The 16,788-nt window shown below is 71.1% G+C and carries 10 protein-coding genes; 5 read left to right on the top strand and 5 right to left on the bottom strand.

Annotated elements, in window-relative coordinates; translation table 11 throughout:
* Position 1 precedes the first annotated feature (1 nt).
* Positions 2 to 2,398 carry a response regulator gene (locus tag AB0E94_RS17635; protein ID WP_360327246.1) on the top strand — a complete coding sequence of 799 codons (2,397 nt, stop codon included), beginning with the start codon at positions 2 to 4 and terminating at the stop codon, positions 2,396 to 2,398.
* 214 nt (positions 2,399 to 2,612) lie between these two features.
* On the opposite strand, the gene AB0E94_RS17630 is transcribed toward AB0E94_RS17635, so the two are convergent.
* The 4 genes from AB0E94_RS17630 to AB0E94_RS17615 form a co-directional block, all read right to left on the bottom strand.
* Positions 2,613 to 3,266, bottom strand: a complete 654-nt coding sequence (locus AB0E94_RS17630; RefSeq protein ID WP_360327245.1) for a hypothetical protein — start codon at positions 3,264 to 3,266, stop codon at positions 2,613 to 2,615.
* A gap of 82 nt (positions 3,267 to 3,348) precedes the next feature.
* The gene (locus tag AB0E94_RS17625; protein ID WP_360327243.1) at positions 3,349 to 3,861 is read right to left on the bottom strand and encodes a hypothetical protein; all 513 of its coding nucleotides are present in this window, start codon (positions 3,859 to 3,861) and stop codon (positions 3,349 to 3,351) included.
* A 49-nt stretch (positions 3,862 to 3,910) separates the two neighbouring features.
* On the bottom strand, positions 3,911 to 5,158 hold the full coding sequence (locus tag AB0E94_RS17620) for an SUKH-3 domain-containing protein (protein WP_360327241.1): 1,248 nt from the start codon (positions 5,156 to 5,158) through the stop codon (positions 3,911 to 3,913).
* Complete coding sequence (locus AB0E94_RS17615) at positions 5,155 to 6,405, bottom strand: SUKH-3 domain-containing protein (RefSeq protein ID WP_360327239.1); 1,251 nt, start codon at positions 6,403 to 6,405, stop codon at positions 5,155 to 5,157. Before AB0E94_RS17615 ends, AB0E94_RS17620 begins: the two co-directional genes overlap by 4 nt.
* A 131-nt stretch (positions 6,406 to 6,536) precedes the next feature.
* Here AB0E94_RS17615 and AB0E94_RS17610 point away from each other — a divergent pair, with 131 nt between their 5' ends.
* The 4 genes from AB0E94_RS17610 to AB0E94_RS17595 are packed head-to-tail and all read left to right on the top strand — an operon-like array spanning position 6,537 to position 13,716.
* Positions 6,537 to 6,965, top strand: a complete 429-nt coding sequence (locus AB0E94_RS17610) for a YbaB/EbfC family nucleoid-associated protein (protein WP_360327238.1) — start codon at positions 6,537 to 6,539, stop codon at positions 6,963 to 6,965.
* Positions 6,955 to 7,284 carry a hypothetical protein gene (locus AB0E94_RS17605; protein WP_360327237.1) on the top strand — a complete coding sequence of 110 codons (330 nt, stop codon included), beginning with the start codon at positions 6,955 to 6,957 and terminating at the stop codon, positions 7,282 to 7,284. The genes AB0E94_RS17610 and AB0E94_RS17605 overlap by 11 nt, the downstream gene beginning before the upstream one ends.
* A gap of 4 nt (positions 7,285 to 7,288) precedes the next feature.
* On the top strand, positions 7,289 to 12,847 hold the full coding sequence (locus AB0E94_RS17600) for a toxin glutamine deamidase domain-containing protein (RefSeq protein ID WP_360327235.1): 5,559 nt from the start codon (positions 7,289 to 7,291) through the stop codon (positions 12,845 to 12,847).
* The gene (locus AB0E94_RS17595) at positions 12,844 to 13,716 is read left to right on the top strand and encodes a hypothetical protein (RefSeq protein WP_360327234.1); all 873 of its coding nucleotides are present in this window, start codon (positions 12,844 to 12,846) and stop codon (positions 13,714 to 13,716) included. Before AB0E94_RS17600 ends, AB0E94_RS17595 begins: the two co-directional genes overlap by 4 nt.
* Positions 13,717 to 14,069: 353 nt before the next feature.
* Here the strand turns inward: AB0E94_RS17595 and AB0E94_RS17590 are convergent, their stop codons facing one another.
* A complete protein-coding gene (locus tag AB0E94_RS17590; protein ID WP_360327232.1) occupies positions 14,070 to 16,499 on the bottom strand; it encodes an EAL domain-containing protein in 2,430 nt (809 codons plus the stop codon).
* Positions 16,500 to 16,788 lie beyond the last annotated feature (289 nt).

Genomic DNA, 16,788 nt, shown 5'->3' with positions numbered 1-16,788 from the left:
CATGAGTTTCGCCGCACGGAGCCTGGCCGACGCCCTGCCGTATCCGGCGGCGATCACCGACGACGACGGCCGGGTCCTGGTCGCCAACGCGCGATGGCCGGTCACCGCCGCCGACCCCGACTGCCCAGGACATCAAAACCTTCCTGATCTGGTACGGGAGACGAGCGCCCGATCGGACACGACGAGAGTGTGCCAGTGCGACCCGGCATCCACCGGCACCCTGCGAGTGACCGCGCTGGAGAGCACCTGCGGAGCACAGCGCCGCCTGATCACCATCGAGACCGTCCCGGCCGGCGGCGGCCGCGACCGGTTGCTCGGCCTGCTCGGCCCGGAGATCCGCACCCCGGCCGCCGCCGTGGCCGCGGCTGTCGACCTGCTGCGCGGACAGGCCCTGCCGGACGCCGCCCAGGAGACGATCGACGACATCGAACGAACCGCCCGCGGCCTGCAGGAGTTCGCCGACGACCTGGCCGAGCTCGCCCGCCGGGAAACCGGGGAACCGGCTCCGACGGCCGGGCCGGTGGCGTTGCGGCGGGTGCTGGAGGACGTCGCCGAATCGCTGCGGGCCGAGTGCCGGGCCAACGGGATTCTGCTGCTCACCGCTCCGGCGCCGGCTCTGCCCGCGCTGGTCGAAGGGGATGCCGGCGTGCTGCGGCGGGTTCTCGGGGCGGTGGTGGGGCATGCGGTCCGGCATACCGCCCGGGGCGAGATCGTGGTCACGGCTGAGGTCGACGGCGTGGACGCGTACCGCATCGACGTCTCCGCCGACGGAGACCCGCGACCGGATCCCGGCCCGGACGACCGGGCGGGCCTGGCCCTGGCCACCCGGCTGGCCGCCACCCTGGACGGCGCCACCACCCAGACCGGCCTTGCCGGGCCGGCTGGCGCCGCGGGGCTGACCGGCGCCGCGGGGCTGGCCGGTCATGCCGGGCCGACCGGCGCTCGCGGGCTGACCGGTCATGCCGCCGCTATGACCAGCGCCGCGGCTGTCGGCGACGCCAGCGCCGTGGCCCGCACCGCCGCCATCCGGAGCGCTGCTGCGTCTCGGGGTGGCGCGGCCTCACGGGACGGCGCGGCCTCGCGGGACGGCGGAGTCGTGGCTGTGGCATCCGGTGAACGGTTCCGGTGGAGCGTCCGGCTGCCGCTGCGGCCACTTCCGGCTTCCGATAAATCGGATATGCCGGAGATGGTGCGGGGCTGGGTCGCCATCGCCGTCGCCTCGCCGAACCCGCGCACCAAGCTGGCGCTGACCTGGCTGGTCGCCGCGACCGGCGCGGAACCGGTCCAGGCCGACATCGCCGATCACGGAGCCGACCTGGTGCTCCGCTGCGACGACCCACACGACCCGATCCTCACGATCGGCCCGGCCGGCCCACCAAACCAGGCAGCCGGCCGAACCCTCACCCTCAGCATCCCGGTGACCCTGGACCGGCTCGCCTCCGCCCTTCGTCAACAGCTGACCAGTCCACCGCCCTCGTTGGCGCCCTCGCCTTCACCCTCGCCGTCAATGTCGGCATCACCGGCGCTGTCACCGCCTTCATTCCCGCCTTCGCCCTCGTCGTCGCCTTCGCCCTCACCCTCGTCGTCGCCTTCGCCCTCGCCCTCGCCTTCGCAGCTGGCCGGGGCTCGGCCGGTGTCGGCGACGCTGGAGCCGCTGCCGCCGGGACGGGTCCTGCTGGCTGAGGACGACGAGGTGAACCGGACCGTCCTGCAGCGGATGATCAGCGTGCTGGGCGTCGAATGCGACACCGTCCCCGACGGCGCCGCCGCCGTCACGGCGCTGCTCGGCGACAAGGAGTACGACCTGGCCCTGCTGGACATGCACATGCCGGCCATGGACGGCCTGACGGCGACCCGGGCGGTCCGCGCCGCCGGCAGCCAGGTGCCGATCGTCGCCCTCACCGCGACCAACCTGTCCGAGGACCAGGACCGTTGCCTGGACGCCGGCATGAACAGCCACCTCCCGAAGCCGGTCACCCTGCCGGAACTGCGCCGGGCCCTGGAGCCGTACCTGACCGCCCCGGCCGCCCCGCCGGAACCCGCATCCGGCGATGTCCTGTCCCGCGCGCAGCTGCGCGAACTCGAGGAACAACTGGAAGGCCGCGAACTCGTGGCGATGACGGTGAACATGTTCCTGGGCGAACTCGACGGCCGCCGCCAGTCGATGGCCACCGCCCTGGAGACCGGCGGAAACGACCGCCTCGCCGCCGTGGCACACACCCTGAAGTCGTCGAGCGCGCTGCTCGGCGCCCAGACGCTGGCCGACGCCTGCGCCCGGGTCGAACGCCTGGCCTCCTCCCCGGTCGACGCGGGAGTGCTGGCCGCCGCCGTAGCCGAGGTCGACCGGGCCGCCGCCGCAGCAGCGATCGCCATGGCCGAATACCTCAAGGAACCCTGACCCACAGCGGCGAAGACCGCCGGCCGTCGCTCAACGCGGTTCTGAGCCGGAATTCCCCGCCTCAGCGACGGCTGAGGCGGGCGAACCGGCCCGGCTCGGTGGCAGGCGAAGCGGCCAGGCTCGGTGGCGGGCGAAGCAGCCAGGCTCGGTGGCAGGCGAGGCGGTCAGGCTCGGTGGCGGGCGAAGCAGCCAGGCTCGGTGGCAGGCGAGGCGGTCAGGCTCGGTGGCGGGCCAGGTGACGGTGGCGGGGCCGCGGGCGGCCGGCCGGCCGGGCGCGGGTGAAGCCGGCGAAGGAAAAGCCCGCGAAGGTGAAGCCCCGGCGGCGCAGCCAAAGTCCGGCCAGCAGCGAACCGGCCAGGGCGGCCACCCACGGGACGAGTTCGGTCGCGCCCCGGTCGGTCATCTCCGGTGGGACCGCGCCGACCAGCGTTCGCAGTTCGCCCGCCGGGGTGTGCCCGCTGACCAGCACGCTCGCGCCGGTGGCGGCGGAGAGTTCGGAGGCGCCGCCGGCGAGGGGCGTGACGGCGCTGGCGAGCTTCCAGGTGCTCTTGACCTTGGAGGTGCTGGCGAGCTTCGCGATGAACAGGAGGTCGACCGCCCCGTACGGGTCCGCGACGACCGTACGCTCGGCATCCGAACCGATCTGGACCCGCACCGACGAGCCGCCCCGGAACCCGACGGCGTAGACCGCCAGGCCGCGCCGCTGCGCGTTGATCTCCCAGATGACGGTGAGCGCGTCGGCGTTGCCGCCGTAACCGGGCCCGTCGGCGCTCGCCGGCAGCGGCACGAGACCGGTGCCGAGCACCACGGTGGCCACCGCCAGGCCGGCTTTGGCAAGGCGGGATGCGGGGGTACGGGCTCCGGTCACGCTGCGACGATGCCATCCACCGGTTGCCGGACGGTTGCCCCGCCGGTCCCACCCGGTTGCACGACCGTCCGCACTGGTCCCGTCACGGTCCCGCTGACGGGCCGATCCGGGCGATGCCGTGCCGCCCGAACGCGTCCCGCAGCACCCGCATCGCCCCCTCCAGCCGGGGCGGCGTCGTCTCCAGATGCAGCACGTGCTCCCGGCCTTCGAGCGGCTCGACGGTCAGCACAATCCCGTCGTGGCCGGGCTGCTCAAACGCGGTGCGCAGATCCTGCGTGAGCGACAGGAACGTGCCCCGCGGGATCAGGTCGGTGCAGGTGATCGTCACGACGACGGTCCCCCGCGCGGTCAGCTCGGTCGCGACCCGGGCGTGGTTCCAGTCCGGCCGGTTCACGGCACTGCGGTACAGCAGCGCGCAGAACAGCGCGACCAGTCCGACACCGATCACCACGCCGATCACCGTCACCGGCACCCCGTACCGCTGCCACGGCCGCACCACCAGCACACAGGGCAGCACCAGCAGCGCGAGGACCGCGACGAACAGGGTCACGGCGATCCGGCGGTTCGCTCCGGTCGTCTCGGCGGGCTGATCCACCGGGAAAGTATCGACGGACCCCGACCCGGCGACCATCGTCCGCCCGGCCCTACCCCCAGGTGCCGTCGTCCCGCACGCGGTAGGTCCGCCGGCCCTGGATCAGCGTCTCCAGCGCCTCGACGTAGCTGTCCGCGACGAACCACTCACCCGCCTGGTCCAGGTGGAAGACCCGGCCGTGCTCGTCGATCGCCAGCACCGACTCGAAGTTGACCCGGCCCAGCGGGAACAGCCGGGCCCCGATCACCTGACCGAGTTCGTACAGCACGTCGGCGGTGTGCCGGACCGGCATCGACCAGATCTCGAAGAGCTGGACCCGCTGCTCCAGGCCCGGCGCCCGGCGTTTCACGAGCAGCTTGCCGGTGATGCCGAACGCCTCCAGCACCGCGGGGAACAGCTCGTGCCGGTGCTCCCGGCCCTTGGCCTTGACCGTGTCGCCGGCCATCACCTCGGCCATCCCGTAGCGCACCCGGTACGGCGTCTCCGGTTTCCACCTGCCGTTGAGCAGTTCGGCGGCGGCCAGGTCGGAGAACCGGGCCGGGTCCGGGTTGGGCTGTTCCGGGGCGACGTCCTGCATGAGCGCGGCGGTCGACCCCCACGGCAGCAGCGCCAGCTGGGTCAGCACGTACGAGCAGGTCGGGCACGGGGTGTTCGGCTCGCCCGCGTTCTCCGCGCCCGGCTCCAGGATCTGGAACGTCTCGAACAGCGACTCGCCGAGCGCCTGCCGTGCCTCGTCCAGGGTGAGCGGCGGCAGACCGTCCAGGCCGCGCCGCCGGTCCAGGTCGTGCAGCGCGTCCGAGCAGACCAGCATCTCGGCGTGCCGTTCGCACCCGCGCACCTTCTCCTGCGGCGTCTGTTCGGCCAGGCGCTCCAGCACCAGCGGATGGTGGTTGAGTTTCTGGTCGCCCTTCGCGCCGCGGGCGATGTACACCCGGCCCTGCACGGTGGCGTGCGCCGCGATGCCCGGGGCCGGCCGGCGATGGATCTCCCGGCGCAGCTGAACCTCGGGGTCGGCGGTCCTCGGCGGGTCGACGATGTCGCCGCGCTGCTCCCGGTAGACCCCCTGCAACGTCTCGAAGGGCCAGTTCGGCCAGTTCGACACCCGGCCGGTGGCCCGGTCGACGACCCGCCAGCCGGCGCCGACCCCGGACGGGGAGAACAGCCGCCGGGCCGCCACGACCTTCACCGCGAACCCGAGGTCGAACTCCTCCACGGTCGCCTGGTGCTCCCGGCCCTCGGCCAGCGACTCGGACCGGGCCCACGCCGCCGCGACCGCGTCCGCCTCCGCGCGAGTGATCATGATGCCTCCAGCCAGGTGCCGTCATCGCGGATCCGGGCCGCCGGCCGGCCGGTGGCCAGCGCGACGATCGCCCGGTCCAGGGTGTCGGCGATGAACCACTCGCCGCCCTGGTCCAGGGCGAACACCCGGCCGTGCTCGTCGATGGCGAGGACCGCCTCGTCGAACCCCTCCCGGCCGATCGGGAACAGCCGGGCGCCGACGATCGCGCCGAGCTCGTACAGCGGGTCGGCCAGGTGCAGCAGGTTGCCGCCGCCGAGATGGAACCACCTGACCCACTGCGCGGCACCCGGACCGTTGCGGCCGGGCGCCACGTCGGAGAACTCGCGCAGCGCGGCCTCCACCACCGGGAACCGGGTCAGCGTGTGCTCCCGCCCGGCGGACTTCTCGATCCGCTCGACCAGCACGGCTCCACGCCGCTCGCGCCACTCCGGCTCGGTGCCCCAGTCGCCGGCGGCCAGTTGCCAGGCCACCTCCTCGGGAAAACGGCCGGGCTGCGGATCAGTCCCCGAGGTGAGCAGCCGCGGCCTCGGGTGGGCCCGGTCGGCGTCGGTGATCACGGCCAGGTCGAAGAGCACGTCGGCGCAGGTCACGCAGAACACCGCCGGCTGACCGCCGATCCGGTCGCCGGTCTCCCGGATGTGGAACGTCTCGAACCGGCCGTGCCGCAGCAGGGCGCGGGCCTCGTCGCCGGTCAGCGGGTCGATGCCGTCGGCGGCCCGGGTGCGGTCGGCCGCATACAGCACGTCCGACACGACCAGCAGCTCGGCGTGCCGGGCGGCGCCGCGGACGGTGCGCCCGGGCGGGATCGCGGCCAGCCGGGCGGCGACGATCGGGTGGTGCCGCAGCTCCTGGTCGCCCTTGGCGCCACGGGCCCGGAAGAGCCGGCCGCCGATCGTGAGGTGCGCGGCCACCGACGGGCTGACCCGGCGGTGCGACTCCCGGCGCAGCTCGGCGACCGGGTCGGCGGTCTGGTGCGAGCCGACCGCGGCGTCCCGGCGCTCGGAGTAGTGCTGGTCCAGGTCGGCGCCGAGGGACGGCGGCCAGTGCGAGAGACGGCCGGTCGCCCGGTCGATGACGGTGGTCACGTCGGCGCCCGGCTCGGGGCGCGCGTCGGGTGGCAGCACCATCGACACGGCCCAGCCGAGGGCCAGCTCCTCGACGAACGGAGTACACGGATAGCCCCGCCGGATCGACTGCCGGTGCGCCCAGCCGCCGGCGATGTGCTCCGCCTCGGCCCGTGTGATCATCCTGGCCCGCCCCCTTCGGTCCCCGGACTGCGAGCTTAGAGCTATCGGGACCGGTCACTCGGCGGCGGCCCCGGGACTCCTCGCGGCTGGTAGGTTCTTGCAGTCAATTCGCGAGTCTTGGGGAGACAGCCGTGAGCAGACAGGCCGATCGGGACGTGAACCATGCCCTGCGGGCGAGGTTCGACGACGTGGTGTCGCAGTACCAGCGCCTGCGCCTGGGCCTGGACGACATCCAGGAGCGCCTGTCCACACTGGCCGTCACCGAGGAGTCGGCGGACGGCTCGGTCCGGGCCACCGTCGGCGCCCGCGGCCAGCTGATCGACCTGCGGCTCAGCCGGGACATCTACCGGCAGGGCGATCCCGATGAGCTGGCGCGCACCATTCTGCGTACCGTCGAGAAGGCCGTCGCCCGGACCGGCGACCAGGTGCAGGAGATGGTCGGCGAGTTCCTGCCGTCCGGTTCGGCCGCGGCCGGTTTCATGCGCGACGGCAACTTCGGCAACCTGCTGGCCCGCCAGGACCGGATCATGCGTGAGGCCGGTGCCGACGATGGCCGGTGAGCAGCTCTATCTCGACGCGCCCAAGGCCACCGCGAGCGGCCGTGATCTCTCCGCGGCGGGATCGCAGCTGGTCGGCATGAGCAACGGCCCGGTCGCCGAGATCGCCGCGGTGAGCGCCGATCAGCCGTGGGGGCGGGACGAGATCGGCGCCGCGTTCCAGAAGGACTACGGGCCGATGGTGCTGAAGTTCGTCGAGGCGTTCGGCAAGGTCGCCGGCTACGTCGAGGGCATCGGCGAGGCCGCGGTGCAGACCGTCACCGACAACGAGGCCGCCGACTCGCGCGCCTCGGCCACCGTCACCAAGTCGTACCAGGCCTGACCGGATGACGATCCTGCCGAGCCCGATCCCGCATCCGCTCGACTACTCGCCCTGGGACCTGCCCGGCTGGGCCTACGAGGCGCTCGAGTGGGTGGTCGGTTTCGACTGGCCCGAGGGCAACGAGAAGACCACCTGGGACCTCGCCGACCAGTGGTACGACCTGGTCGGCTCGATGACCGCGCCGCGCCAGGACGCCGCCGACGCGGCCGGCCAGTTCATCGCCGCGTACGGCGGCAGCGGCACCACCATCGACGCGTTCGTCGCGGCCTGGAAGGACGTCGCCGACGGCGAGGAGGCACCCCTCAACGCGCTGGTCGCGTTCGCCGCCGAGATGGGCAAGGTCGTCGACGAGTGCGCCCAGGACATCGAGGCGGCGAAACTCGAGGCGTGGATCGAGCTGGGCCTGTTCGTCATCGAGCTGATCGGCCTGGCCGTCACGGTGGCGCTCACCCTCGGCGCGGCGTCGCCCGCGGCCGGCGGCATCATCGCGGCCACCCGGATGGCGATCCAGCAGATCTTCAAACGGCTGATCGCGCAGCTCTCCAAGAAGGCGATCAAGGCCGCCGTCAAGGAGACCGCCAAGCGCGCCGGCAAGGAACTGCTCACCAAGAAAGGTCTGCAGAACCTCGGGAAGAAGGCGCTCAAGGAGGGTAAGGAGGAGGCCCGCGAGGAGTTCCTCACCAACCTCGGCATCCAGACCTATCAGGCCGGTGTGGGGCATTCCGACGGGATCGATCTGAAGGATCTCGGGATGTCGACTCTCGCCGGGGCCGCCGGTGGGGCTTCGGCCAGCGGGGCCATGATCGGGGCCGGGCACAAGGGTGGCGGGTTGTTCCGCGGCGCGGCCGGTGAGGTCTTCGGCGAACTCGGCGGGGCGGCGGCGGGCGGGCAGCTGCCGTCGTTCGAGGACCTGGCCAAGGCCGGCACCTCCGGCGCGGCGGGGTCGGCGGTCGGTGGCACGCGGCAGGCATTCTCCGATTTCGGAGCGAGCTTCAACGGCGACCTCAAGATCGACGGTTCGGCGGCGGGTCCGTCGTCGGTCCCGGTTTCCTCCTCATCCGGTACGGGTGTGAGCTCCGCCGTCTCCGGCCTGCCGAGTGGCGGTTCCGCCGACGGCGGAGACTTCTCGCCGTCCGGCGCTTCCTCGGCTTCCCATTCCTCGGCGGCCGCCGCCACGGCGTCCCACTCCTCGTCCAGCACCTCCACAGCGTCGTACTCCTCGTCCGACTCCTCCGCCGCGTCGTACTCCTCGCCCGGCGCGACTTCGGCGTCGCACACCTCGTCCGGATCGTCCTATTCGTCCTCGACGCCCTCCTCGGTGGCCGATTCGTCGGTGGCGGCCTCGCCGGCGAGTCCGGCCGGGCATGCGCCGACGTCGACCGCCGCGGCCGATCATGCCGCGCCGTCTGCTCCGGGCAACGTCACGCTGTCGTCCGTCGCGCCACCCGTGGAAGCGCCGGGCAGCGCCGCCACCAGCGCCGGCATGTCGTCGTCGGCACCCACGTCGCTTGGTTCACCGACGGCCGGCGCGCAGAGCAACGCGCCTGTCGCCTTCGCGCCCTCCACCGGGAACGCCGGCCCGTCCGGTTCACCGACGATCGCAACCGCCGGCCCGGCCGCCTCCCCCAGCGCACCCGTCTCCACCAGCCCGACCATCCCCAGCGGGCCCGCCGTCTCGTCCGGCCCGTCCTACTCTTCCGGGCCTTCTGTCTCCACCAGCCCCTCCCCCTCCACCAGCCCCACCGTCTCCACCGGGCCTTCCGTCTCCACGAGCCCCTCCCCCTCCACCGGGCCCGCCGGGCCTTCCGTCTCCTCCAATCCGGCGGTTTCGTCCAACCCTGCGTCGTCTCCGACGGGCTCGACCGGGTCGCCCAATCCCAACGCGCCGCTTGCCAATGGCGGCCACACGACGACGAACCCGACGGTCGGCACACCCAACGGTGGACCCAACCTCACGAATCCATCGACGAACGGCACGAATCCGCAGAATCTGGACAATGGCAACAACCGCGGCAACGGCCCGGCTGTCTCTCCGACGCCGTCGGCCAATCCGGCGAGTCCGGCCACGCCTGGGACTCAGAGCGGGCCGTCCACTCCCTCGCAACCGGGTACCAACACTCAGCCCGGGTCGTCGCGGCCGGATCCCGGGCGTACTGATCCCGGGCGTACTGATCCGGCGCTTGCGGGGACCGCGCCCATTCCGATGCCGCTGCCGATGACGCCTCGGACGATTCGTGACAATGTAAGTGAGCAGGAATATTTCGCGCAGTTCGCTCAGAACCGGCGGAACACGTTCCGGGACATCTACAACTTCCGGCATCAGGCGCTGTCCGCGGAGATCGCCCAGGAACGCGCCGACGCCGAGGACTCCCGGCGCAGCGCGCTCAACGCCGCGCGGGCCCTCGACTTCAAGGGCGTCCGGGATGCGCTCAAGGAGGAAGCCGGCCACCGCCGGGCCGCCCGGGACGCGAACAACCGGCTCGACGCGCTTCGCAAGGACCCCCGCTCCGTCCTGGCCGGCCAGTGGAACCTCACGAACTCGTCGAGTTTCCTCCCGGCGAACACCGATCGTGGCGCCCTCTCCGACGCCCCGATCTGGAGCAGCGACCAGTCCGCGATTCCCGGGCCGGGTCAGCGGCCGAATTCGCGCCTGTCCCGGGCCTACACGACCGGGGGCGGGCTCCGCGTACCGCTGAAGATCCATCAGGCGGACCTGGAGCGGGCCGTCCCGCGGGATGCCAACAACCAGCCGGAACGTAATCCGGACCCGCGCCGTCCCTGGCTGCGGCTGCTCAACGACGGCGGGCCGGCCGCGGACCCGACCCGTGGCGTCAACTGTCTCGACTGCTCCCTGTCGTTCCTGGAGACGTACCTGCACGGCCGTCCGACGGTGTCGGCGCCGCGGACCGTCGACACCTACGGCATCGGGCAGACCGACAATCACGTCGGCGAGTTCGACGGGCATCTCCGGGCGGAACGGGTGACCGGCAGCGGTTTCACCCAGCTGGCCCCGTTCCAGGGCGACATCAAGACCGATCCGCGCCCGCCGGCCGTGGTGAAGGCGGCTGTCGACAACGGCTTCCAGCAGATCATCGACACCCTGGCGCTGGGCGGCCACGGCTCCACCGCGGTGATCATCAACGTGTGGGGCGACGGCAGCGCGCACGCCTGGAACGCCGTCAACCACAACGGGACGATCGTCTTCATCGACCCGCAGCTGGGCCAGTGGGCCGACTCGTCGAACCTCTCGACGGCCCAGCACCCGACCCTGTACGGCCACGACGGCACTGCCCGGAACGGGAACGTCGTCGCTCTGAACGCCCTGATGGTCGACGGCAGCGGCAACCCGATGGCCGTTCCGAACACGCCACCGGCGCCGTTCTACAGCAACCGGACGACGCCGCCTCCACCGCCGATCGCCTACCAGTTGCAGCAGCAGGCGCTCCAGCAGCCGCCGGCCCCGCCGGTCAGTACCCAGCCGTCGCCACTCCCGCCGCCGCCTCCGCTGCCGCCAGCCCCCGGACCAGCACCGACCCCGACCCCGGCGCCGCCTCCGACCCCAGCGCCTACGCCCCCTCCGGCACCCGTCCCGGCTCCGTCCCCCACTCCGGTCCCAGCGCCCGCGCCGGCTCCGGTGCAGCCGGACTTCAACGACGTCCGCCCGGAGGAACTCACCACCCGCACCGACGATGCTTTGGACGGGTCCTTCAACGGCGTGCGACCGGAGGAGCTGACCGTACGGACGGATACGGCGACTCCTGTGCCGGCTCCGATTGGGGACGACTTCGGCCGTACCGAATCGGAATCGTCTCCGAAAACGGACGCCGCGCCGAATCGCCCGGTTTTTGATCCGCTCTCGGTGTTGGATCCGGTTTCCCTGAACGGGCCGACGGTCAAGGACCCGTTGTCCGTTCTTGATCCTGATTACGACGCCAAGCTGGCGGAGACCGCGCCGGCCCCGGATCCGACGCCATCACCCCCGGTGACGGCCGACCGCGACGCGGCGGACGCGCAGGCCCGGGAGAACTATCTCTATGAGGGCCACCAGCGGCGGCAGCGTTTCGCCGACAACCACCGTCAGGAAACCGCCCAGGAACTGCGGAAACAGTCCAACAACAGGACGCTGGACGCCGACGACCGCCGCCGGGACGCCAACCGCGGCGACCTCGCGGACCGGGCCGCCGCCGAAGTCGAGGCCAACCGTCTACAGACCGAGGCCGACGATCTTCTCGACCAGGCCCGGCTCATCGAGGGCGACGGCCCGATGGGTGACGTCCAGCTCACCGGTAACGACTGGGAGTTGGTCAACGACAGCGCCAGCGATCTGGCCCCGGGCCCGGTGGAAACCGACGACAGATCCGCCCTGACCGGAAACGATCACCCGCCCTCGGCCGACCGCTCACGCCCCTACAACCGTCGCGGTGGCCTGCGCCCGCCGCTGAAAACGCACCAGACCGACCTGGAACGCGCCATGCCCCGCGACCGGAACGGCGACGTGATCCGGCACGCCGACCCGCGGGAAGGCGATTGGTTCGTCCTGCAGAACGACGGCGGCCCGGAAGCCGACCCGACCCGCTCGAACAACTGCGGCGACAACGTGCTGTCCCTTTTCGAGACGTACATGCACGCCCGCCCGCGCGTTTCCGCGCCCCGAACGTTCGACGGTTACCACGACGGCGACCCGTCCCGCCCGATCGGCGCCGAGGACGGCGTGACCGCCAGAATCGAGGACACGGTTGGCGGCCGTTTCGAGGGCCTGACCGACGTCGCAGACTTGGACCCGGACGACGCCCGAGTACAGGTGAAAATGGCCGAGATCGGCCTGCGAACCCACCTGACCTCGCTGGGCCACGGAGCTTTCGCCTTCATCGAAACCCAGGACCAGGCCGGCCGGACACACGCTTTCGCAGCAGTGAACCAGAACGGCACGATCCTCTACCTGGACTCCCAGACCCGCCGAGTGAGCACGTTCCCCATCCAGACCCATTCCGGCTTGGACGTCCCAGGCGACGTCATCCGAATGGACACCCTGGTGGTGAACGGCGATGCCACCCCCACCCCGATGACCGAAGGCGCCGACCCGTTCGTAACCGCCGACCCCGCCGGCCGCAACGAACCGACCTGGCCGGTCGCCGATTCCGTCGAGGGTCCCGCTCGCAGATGGGGCGTAGTCAAACTGCCACATCCTCGGCACAACCTGTCCGGCGTCCGCTCCGGTCAGACCGACGAACACAACAGTGTCTATCTGCGAACATATGAAGGCGCCGCTGCTCAAGACGTCGCAGCGATTGCCGCCGGCGAGGCTAAATGGGACAAAAGTATCAATCGTTACAAGGTTAACGGCCGCACGTACGGGATTGAACCAGGCGGTCGCGTGTACCCGGACTCCGGGGTTGGTTTGGTGAAGCTTGATCGGAATGAGTACACCGCACTGAGAGAGATCGCCAGGGCGAATGGCGATCCGGAAGCAGCGCCGCAACTGAAGTTCAACCCGCGCTTCTTCGAGAATCCTCATGTGATCGCCAAGGCGAAGGCCATCTACGACGGGACCTATGAGCAGTGAGCTACCTCCTCCTACTTCGATACGAGGTCGATCGGCCGTCGCTCGCTGAAGCCCTCGCCGACATGCTGTCGCTGCCGGTGACAGCGATTGACGTCGGAGGGGATGGCGAGGAGGAGCGCAATTGGGCGGCTCCGATCAGCTGCACGGTGTCATATCTGGACGGCGACCTTCCACTTCACCTGGACATCTACTTCAACGACAGCGTCGCGGCGCCCTCGGAGGAAAGTGCTGCCGCATGGTTGGCCTCTCGCCTGCACACCATCGTCGCGTACAAGTCGGTACCCCTGCCGCCCAGCGCTTATTGGCTCGTAGGACCGGATGGGCAACGGACCCGAGCCCGGCTTCTCGACGAGGATGAAAAGGGAGATCTCCTACCCTCGGGCCGCCGGATAGCCGCCATGGAAACCGCGATGCCCCTCCTTCCCGACGTACCGATAACACCTCTCGTCGAGGTGATTGGCGAGTACCGGATGCCGACGCCGATCGCCGACGATCTGGCGAGCAGGCTCACGCCCGCCGAACGACCCGCGGTCCAATCTGCGATAGACGCTCTCACCAACTGGGAAGCCGTGATTAGCCGGCTTGTCTCTGGCTGGCCACCGGACGGCTGGTACCCACCCGATCATTACCGCGACGACATGAAACTCCGGGACAAGCTCGCCGATCCCGCCGAGATTCCCCCGGGTCCACGCCGGGCCGAATTCATGGCCGCGTTGGAAGCGATCGACCGCCGTTTCACGGAAGCAACGATCGACGACGGCGGCGCGGCTCTCTCTGCCGCCACCGGCCCGTTGCCGGACCGCTGGTGGTGGCAGCGGATCACAGACCCACTCCCTTGGAAACGGATGCCGCCAACCGCCGATCGATGAGGCGTCGGCTCCCGGCCATTGCACGACTTCATTTGGGCACCGGTGAACGCTCACGATAGCCGTGCGTGTGCGTCTGCCGCCGCTGCGACCCGCGTGGACACCTGCGGCTCGAATCGGGCCATAGGTCACCACGCTGCCGAGTTCTCCGGCCCGATTCGAACCGAGGGTCACCACGCACATCACTGCTGTCGACGGGGACTGACAGAACGCGGTGGCTGGGAGCGACCTCTTCGCCACGATGTGGCACCGCCTGGCCTTGCCGCCGCTGCGCCTCGTTCGGCCCCGCGTCAGTCCGGGGCGGCTGCGTGTGAGTCCAGCGTGAAGGCGAACAGGCGCGCCACACACGGAGTCGGTCAGGCCGGCAGGCTTTCGGCCGCCGGAACTATCGGGTCGGGGACCGGCCGGCCGAAGTGATAGCCCTGGGCGTATTGGTAGCCGAGTTCGCGCAGGTAGTCGGCCTGCTCCGCGGTCTCCACGCCCTCGGCGACGGCCCGCAGTTCAAGGCCTGCGCAGACGTGGATGAGAGCGTCGACGACGACCGCGCGCCGGCCCGGTTCGGTGATCTCGTCGACGAACGACTTGTCGATCTTCAAGACGTCTACCGGCACGGTACGGAGCAGGCCCAGCGACGAGTGTCCGGTGCCGAAGTCGTCCAAGGCGATCCGGATGCCCGCCCGGTGCAGGGTTTCGACGGCCTCGACTGCGGTGCCGCCGCCGAAGATGGCGGTCTCGGTGACCTCGACGAGGAGGGCGGCCGGTTCGAGCCCGGTCTCGGCCAGGATGCCGAGGACGACGGCTGGGAATCCGGGCTCGCTCAACTGGCGCGGTGACACGTTGACGCTGATGTAGAGCGGCGCCTCGGCACCCAGCGTGGCCCGCCAGCCGGCCAGTCGGCGGCAGGCGGTTCTCATGATCCACTCGCCCAGTTCGACGATGAGGCCGTTGTCCTCGGCTACCGGGATGAATGCGGCTGGGCTGACCGGGCCGCGTACCGGATGGGTCCATCGCACCAGGGCCTCGACGGCGACCGTGCGCTCGTCGCGAAGGTCGATGATCGGCTGGTAGACGACCTGGAAGTCGCCGTCGTCGAGGCTGTGCCGCAGGTCGGCGCCGAGCCGCTCGGCGGCTTCGGCGCGTTCGTCGAGCTCCGTCGTGTATTCGACGAGCTGGCCGCCGCTGGCCTTGGCCGCGTAGCGGGCCGTGTCGGCCCGGCGGATCAGCTCGGCCGCGCCGTCGAGAGAGACGCCCGACACAGCAGAGGAGTCTGCGGGGACAGAACCACTTCCGTCGCCGTCGGCGATAGAGAAGGTAGAGAAGGAGGAGGCGCGAGCGGACGAAGCGGGAGCCGGCGAAGCGAGGGCGCCCGAAGAGAGGGTAGGCGAAGCCGGAGCGGACGAAGAGAGAGAGGGCGAAGAGAGAGTCGACGAGGCGTGCGTCGAGGAGGAGGGCGTCGAGGAAGCGACGCCGAGGCGCGCGTTGAGAAGTAGCTCGTGTTCACCGGCGTGGATCGGGTGGCGCAGCACTTCGGCGAGGCGGCCGGCCACGGCCTGGCCGTCGCCGGGGAGCGTGTCGTGGACCAGGACGGCGAATTCGTCGGCGCCCATTCTGGCCACCACGTCGCCGTCTCGGATGCTCTGGCGGAGCAGGTCGGCGACGGCGATCAGGGCCTGGTCGCCGACGGCGCGGCCGAGACGGTCGTTGACGTGTTTGAAGCCGGCCAGATCGATCATGATCATGTGACAGGGGGCGGTCTGTACGGCGCGGGTGGCGCGCTGTTCGAAGTCGCGGCGGTTGGGCAGGCCGGTGAGGTCGTCGCGCATGGCCAGTTCGCGTAGCTGGTGGGCCTGCATGTCGACGCGTGAGATGTAGCCGCTCATGCGCGTGGCGATGAGGACGAAGAGGGCCATCGAGCCGACGGCCACCGCGGCCCAGCTGACCCGGCCGCCGCCGTGTTCGCCCTGGACCAGGAGCACGGCGGGGACGAGGAGGGTGGAGGCGGTGAGGACGAGCAGGCGGCTACGGCCGAGGCTGTCGCGGTCGCCGGTGACGGGCCGGGCCATCGACGGGTGACTGGCGGCGGCCGCCCAGCAGGTGTAGGCGGCGAGGTATCCGGCATAGAGATAGACGGGGTCCACCGCATGGGGCAGAAGCGTGTAGGAGATGTTGCCGGCGAGGGTGATGGTGCTGCCGGCGGTGAGCAGCCACAGGCTGGGGCTGCGCGGGCCGCGGCGCAGCAGGATCGGCGTTATCACGGCGCAGAGCAGCACGCCGGCCGTCGGGTATCCGGCGGTGACGAGGCGGGTCAGGGCCGGTATCGAGGAGTCCGTGACGACCGGCTCGATCAGGAAGGTCCAGTAGACGATGCCCAGCCCGACGCCGATGATCGCGGAGTCGATGAGATTGCCGCTGAGGAAACCGCCGCCGGTGAGCCGTTCCCGGGTGAGGCGGAAGAGCGCGATCGTGAGCATCGGGTAGGCGCCGAGGTAGAGAGCGTCGGCCCAGGAGGGGAAGGCTGCCGCGCCACCGACCAGGATCTGGAGGGCGTAGACCACGTCGCCGAGGATCCAGGTGGCGACCCCGGCGGCGAAGAGGTACCAGTTTCCGGCGGCGGCCGGGCGATGCCGACGGGTGCCGGCGACCATGAGGGCGCACGAGCCGGCCGAGATGACCGTCGAGACCCCGAGAGCGACCCAGCCATAGGGCAGGGCGGTGTATCCGAGGGCAGCGGCGAGCCCGCACATCAGCCAGGCAAGCCACCCGGGGACACCCGCAAGTCTCGGCACGCCGGGCACATTCGGTCGAGCCCGCCCGAACTTTAGACGGGCTCGGATGCGGCTCACCCGACCCGGACGGCAATGGGTCACCCGAGCCGGACGGCAATGGCTCGTCCGACCCGGACGGCAATGGCTCGCCCGACCCGGACGGCAATCGCTCACCCGCGCCGGACCGCAATGGCTCGCCCGACCCGGACGGCAATCGCTCACCCGCGCCGGACCGCAATGGCTCGCCCGACCCGGACGGCAATCGCTCACCCGCGCCGGACGGGAGCGGCCCGCCCGGCCGCTCAACTCC

This window comes from Actinoplanes sp. NPDC026670 (assembly GCF_040638175.1).
Lineage (GTDB): Bacteria > Actinomycetota > Actinomycetes > Mycobacteriales > Micromonosporaceae > Actinoplanes.
This window is presented reverse-complemented; position numbering and strand designations above follow the sequence as displayed.

Coding starts and splice junctions, on each gene's coding strand:
- AB0E94_RS17635 (WP_360327246.1), top strand. CDS start 2: ATGAGTTTCGCCGCACGGAGCCTGGCCGACGCCCTGCCGTATCCGGCG.
- AB0E94_RS17620 (WP_360327241.1), bottom strand. CDS start 5,158: ATGATCACTCGCGCGGAGGCGGACGCGGTCGCGGCGGCGTGGGCCCGG.
- AB0E94_RS17615 (WP_360327239.1), bottom strand. CDS start 6,405: ATGATCACACGGGCCGAGGCGGAGCACATCGCCGGCGGCTGGGCGCAC.
- AB0E94_RS17605 (WP_360327237.1), top strand. CDS start 6,955: ATGGCCGGTGAGCAGCTCTATCTCGACGCGCCCAAGGCCACCGCGAGC.
- AB0E94_RS17600 (WP_360327235.1), top strand. CDS start 7,289: ATGACGATCCTGCCGAGCCCGATCCCGCATCCGCTCGACTACTCGCCC.